Source organism: Mesorhizobium sp. M7A.F.Ca.CA.002.15.2.1, from assembly GCF_003998715.1.
GTDB lineage: Bacteria > Pseudomonadota > Alphaproteobacteria > Rhizobiales > Rhizobiaceae > Mesorhizobium > Mesorhizobium ciceri.
This window is the reverse complement of sequence record NZ_RZPI01000427.1, coordinates 1-4,965: the sequence shown is the minus strand read 5'-3', so window position 1 is coordinate 4,965 and position 4,965 is coordinate 1. Positions and strand designations below refer to the sequence as shown.

Here is a 4,965-nt window from a genome sequence, read left to right as displayed (position 1 = left end):
TTCGCCGACATAGGTGACGCGCAGCGCCCGAATTGTGTGGCCGGCGATGGCAATCTCACGCACATGGCCGAACGGGAAGCTCACGTTTGAGACGTCGGCTTCGGTCACGGCCGAAAGCACGTCGCGCGCCCGAGGACCCATCAGCGACAGCGTGCCGAAATCCTCGGTGACATCGACAAGCCTGGCATCGAGCCCTTCGCCGATATGATCGCCGATCCACGAGGAATCATGCGTGCGGAAGCCTGTGCCGGTGACGATGTAGAACTTCTCTTCGGCCAGCCGCGCCACCGTCAGATCGGCCTCGATGCCGCCGCGTGTGTTGAGAAGCTGCGTGTAGGTCAGCCGGCCGACCGGCTTGCTGACGTCGTTGGCGCAGACCCAGTCCAGCGCCTTCAGCGCATCGGGCCCGCTCAGCTCGTATTTGGCGAAGGAGGATTGATCGAAGATGCCGACTTTTTCGCGCACATGCCGGTGTTCGTCGCCGACCGCCACAAACCAGTTCTGCCGGCCCATCGAATAGATGTCCTGCGGCTCGACGCCTTCGGGCGCGAACCAGTTAGGCCGTTCCCAGCCGAGCTTCGAGCCGAACACGGCATTTTGCTGTTTCAGCCTGTCGTAGAGCGGCGAGACGATGCGCGGCCTCCCGCTGGCATACTCCTCATGCGGAAAGCCGATCGTATAGTGTTTGCCATAGGCCTCCAGCGTGCGGTCGCAGACCCACTGACGGTCACGGTGCAAATTAGCAAAGCGCCTGATGTCGACCACCCACAGGTCGAGCGGTGCTTCGCCATCGACCACCCACTGCGCCAGCACCCAGCCAGCGCCGCCGCCCGAGGCGATGCCGAAGGCGTTGAAGCCGGCGCCGACAAACATGTTGGCGCATTCGGGCGCTGTGCCGAGAATGAAATTGCCGTCCGGCGTAAAACTCTCCGGCCCGTTGATCATCTGCTTGACGCCGACGGTTTCCAGTGCCGGCACGCGCGCGATCGCTTGGCTCATATGCTGCTCGAAATGGTCGTAATCATCGTCGAACAGCCTGAATTCCCAATCATTGGGGACGTCACCGCCGGGGAGACCAGTAGCCCAGGCCTGCGGGTTCGGCTCATAGCCGCCCATCACCAGCCCGCCGACCTCTTCCTTGAAATAGGTGCGCCGGTCCGGATCGCGGATGGTCGGCGCGTCGGTCGCCAGTCCGTCGATCTTCTCGGTGATGATGTACTGGTGCTTCACCGGCTGCAGCGGCACGTTGATGCCGGCCATGGCGCCGACCTGCCGCGCCCACTGGCCGGCGCAGTTGACCACCTTGTCACAAGCAATGTCGCCCTTGTTGGTCTTCACCGCCGTGATGCGGCCGTCCTTCATTTCGAAGCCGATGACGCGGACATCCTCGAACAGTTTGGCGCCATGCATGCGCGCGCCCTTGGCCAGCGACTGCGTGATGTCGGAGGGGCTCGCCTGGCCATCGGTCGGCAGCCAGGAGGCGCCGACAGGATCGCCGGTTTCCATGAGCGTCCACATTGCCTTGACTTCCGCCGGTGATAGCAATTGCATGTCCATGCCGAAGCTTTTCGCCGTCGTCGCCAGCCTTTTGTACTCGGTCCAGCGGTCGGCATTGGTGGCGAGCCTGAGGCAGCCGGTCATCTTCCAGCCGGTGGCAAGGCCGGTCTCGGCCTCGAGGCCCTTGTAGAGGTCGACGGAGTATTTCAGCACGCGGGTGATCGAAGCCGACGAGCGCAACTGGCCGACAAGGCCGGCGGCATGCCAGGTCGAGCCCGAGGTCAGCTTGCCTTGTTCGAGCAGAACGACATCGGCCTTGTGGTCGCGCGCCAGATGATAAGCCGTCGAACAGCCGATGATGCCACCGCCGATGACGACGATGGCGGCCTGGGTCGGCAATGTCATGATTTCTGCATCCCGTACTTCGTTCTGTAGTTTTCCAGCGCCGTGTCGAGCCGGGCGAGGTTTTCCTCGGTGTAGGCGACGTAGTCGATACCGGGCGCGTCGAGATAGAGCTCGGACACCATGCTCCACATCGCCTCGCGCAGCAGCGAGGCGCATTGCATGGCCGCGTGCGAACGGCGGATCGCTTCGTCCGGTTCCTTCATGAAATAGGCGGTCAGGAAGGCGAAGGATTCCTCGTCGCTCATGCCGGCGTTGGAGGCGGCGCCTGCGAGGTCGAACATCGCCGTGTTGAAGCCGGCATATTCGAAGTCGATCAGCCACAGCCTGTTGCCGTCGTCGAGAATGTTGGCCGGCAACAGATCATTGTGGCCAAAGACGATCGGCAGCAGTTTCTGCGCGCGCTCCAGTTCGTCGGCCAGCGTCAGCAGGCGCGGCAGGTCGCTGCGCTTGCGGCTGCCGCCTTCTTCAAGCGTGCGCGCATAGTCGCGAATGACATGGAACACCCAGAACATGAAGCCGGCGCCGGAGACGTGAGTGGGCATCTCCCGGTGAAAGGCGCGCATCAGGGCTGCGACGCGGCCAAGATTGGCGCGTACGTCCTCGGCGAGATAGGTCTTGGCGCCGAGAAACTCTGTGACCATGATGCCCGGTTCGGCATGGCGGACGGCCGGCGCGAAACCGGCGGCATGCGCCGCCCGCGCCGTCATCACCTCGCGCTCGCGAAAGACATGGTGGAACGGATAGTCCTTGCCGAAGCGCACGACGTGTCGTCCCGCCGCGTCCGTGACCACATAATTCGCGTTGCTCAGACCGCCGGGCAGCGGTGCGATCTCGATGCCACCGGTCCAGCAGGGCAGGGCGCGGATGCGGTCTTCGGCGGTCACGGAATCATCCCTGGTTTGCTGGGCTTCGACAAGGCGCCGTGAACAGCGCAACGACGGCGGGGAGAAACGTAAATAATCTCGTCGGTGCGGGACGCCAGGATCGGTATCCCGCACCGCACCGACGAGCCCCTTGGCCAGGTTTTTGAGCCCGGCATCCGCCCCCGCGGATCTGAAAATTCCTTGTACAGGCACGTTCCAAACGGCCTGATCGCTGAGTTGCGGCTCTGCCCCCAGTCGCAGATCTGAAGCCTGTTAATGTCTTTGATTTCACGCCAGGGTTTCCCGCTTGTCAATAAAAAGCTGTGACTTTTTTTGGGTATTTTGCCTGAAAGCATAAGGTAGTTCCTTTAAAAGCAATTGAATTACCTTAGAATCGGTCAAGAGCATCAGTTCGGGAAACCAGATGGCCCAGTCCAAACGACACGGCGAGATCCTGCGGCTCCTGCAGGAAGAGGGCACCGTCACCATCGCCAGTCTGGCCGACCGGCTGGGCGTGTCGCTCGAGACGGTGCGCCGCGACGTCAAGCCGCTGACCGGTGATGGCTCTGTCCTCAAGATGCATGGCGCCATCGGCCTGCCGTCAATGATCGGCGAAGCGCCGTTCGAGCGGCGCATGCGTGAGAACGCCGACGCCAAGCGCGTCATTGCCCGCATGGTCGCCGCCACCATCCGCGACGGGGAATCCATCATGCTCGACACCGGAACGACGACCTCGTTCCTTGCGCGTGAACTGCTCGGCCACCGGCGCCTGACGGTCGTCACCAATTCCTCGGACATCGCCCGCACGCTGGCCACCATCAACGGCAACAAGGTCTATATGGCCGGCGGCGAGTTGCGCAGCGATTCCGGTGCTGCTTTCGGCGCCTCGGCGATCGATTTTGTCAGTCGCTTCTCGGTCAGTCACGCCATCATTTCCACCGGGGGCGTCGACGCGGTGATGGGCGTCATGGATTTTGATCTGGATGAGGCCGAGTTCGCCCGCATGGTGCTGTCGCGCGGCCAGCGGTCCCTCGTCATCACCGATCACTCGAAATTCGGCCGTCTTGGTCTGGTCCAGGTCTGCGGCTTCGACAGCTTTTCCGAACTCGCCACCGACCGCTCGCCGCCGCACGACCTGGCCGCCGCCCTTGCGCAGGCCGGCGCCCGGCTCAGCATCGCCGGCGCGGAAGCCGGGTTCTAGCCGAAGACCAGCGATTGGTGGGCGCAGACGCCCGCAAAGGTGCCACCCGATACTGCAAGGGCGATGTTGTGCATCGAACGTGCCGCGTCGCCGGCGGCGTAGACGCCGGGCACGGTCGTCTGCTGCCTGTCGTCGACTGATATCACCGGGCCGAGGAGGCCTTCGGTGAAGCCGCAGCCGAGCTGTTCGGCCAGCGGGCTGGCCATGATATTGCGCGGAGCGGTGAACACCGCCCTGACGCCGGCCTTTCTGCCGTCGTCGAGGTGGACGATCAATCCGCCGGAGCCGTCTTCCTCTAGCTCGGCAACGCTGGTGGGCTCAAACCGCACCTTTCGGCTCTCCAGCGCGCGCATCTGCTCTGTGTCAGGCTCGAACAGGCCATTGCCGAACAGCGTGACATCGCCCCAATCGGTGATCAGCTGTGCCTGATGCATGGACATCGGACCGGTTGCGAGCACGCCGAGCGGCCCGCCGGAAACTTCGTAGCCGTGGCAATAGGGGCAGTGCAGCACGCTCTTTCCCCAGAGCTCGGCAAGCCCGGCAACCTCCGGCAGGATATCGCGCACCCCAGTGGCCAGTACCAGCCGTGCCGCGCCGAATGTCTCGCCACCCTCGGTGGTGATTTCGAAATCGCTGCTGCCAGCGGCAAGGGCCTTGTCGGCGCGCCCGTCGACAACCCTGGCTGTCGGATAGGCCAGTAGTTGGCGCCTTGCGTCATCCAGGATTGCGCCGGGCGCGCGCCCGTCATGTCCGAGGAAGCCGTGCGAATGCTCGGCAAAGCGGTTGCGCGGCCGGCCGGCGTCGATCACCAGCACCTTGCGTCCTGCCCGCGCCACCTGGATGGCGGCGGACAGGCCGGCAAAGCTGCCGCCGACGACGGCAAGATCATACTGCATGGCTGGAGACTCCAATGAGGTCAAAACGGCGGCGGAAATCGGCGGTCAGGTCAGCCAGCGTGATGCGGCTCAGCTTCTCCGCCAGCAGCCTTTCCGCGGCGTT

Annotated in this window: 4 protein-coding genes; 1 reads left to right on the top strand and 3 read right to left on the bottom strand. The window is 63.7% G+C overall.

Annotation, left to right across the window (positions count from 1 at the left end; all coding sequences use genetic code 11):
- Both ENZ74_RS21685 and ENZ74_RS21680 read right to left on the bottom strand, forming a co-directional pair.
- On the bottom strand, positions 1 to 1,902 hold a 1,902-nt coding region (locus ENZ74_RS21685; RefSeq protein WP_164761123.1), incomplete at its 3' end, for an FAD-dependent oxidoreductase.
- A complete protein-coding gene (locus tag ENZ74_RS21680) occupies positions 1,899 to 2,786 on the bottom strand; it encodes a phosphotransferase family protein (protein WP_063169919.1) in 888 nt (295 codons plus the stop codon). The genes ENZ74_RS21685 and ENZ74_RS21680, both read right to left, overlap by 4 nt.
- Before the next feature lie 403 nt (positions 2,787 to 3,189).
- On the opposite strand from ENZ74_RS21680, the gene ENZ74_RS21675 reads away from it, so the two are divergent.
- Positions 3,190 to 3,966: a DeoR/GlpR family DNA-binding transcription regulator gene (locus ENZ74_RS21675; protein WP_013528029.1), complete on the top strand. Its 777-nt coding sequence runs from the start codon at positions 3,190 to 3,192 to the stop codon at positions 3,964 to 3,966.
- Here the strand turns inward: ENZ74_RS21675 and ENZ74_RS21670 are convergent.
- A complete protein-coding gene (locus tag ENZ74_RS21670) occupies positions 3,963 to 4,862 on the bottom strand; it encodes an NAD(P)/FAD-dependent oxidoreductase (protein WP_063169920.1) in 900 nt (299 codons plus the stop codon). The genes ENZ74_RS21675 and ENZ74_RS21670 overlap by 4 nt on opposite strands.
- Between the last annotated feature and the right edge of the window lie 103 nt (positions 4,863 to 4,965).

Bases quoted from the DNA above. Each gene is read 5' to 3' on its own strand.
- ENZ74_RS21675 (WP_013528029.1), top strand. From the start codon at position 3,190: ATGGCCCAGTCCAAACGACACGGCGAGATCCTGCGGCTCCTGCAGGAA.
- ENZ74_RS21670 (WP_063169920.1), bottom strand. From the start codon at position 4,862: ATGCAGTATGATCTTGCCGTCGTCGGCGGCAGCTTTGCCGGCCTGTCC.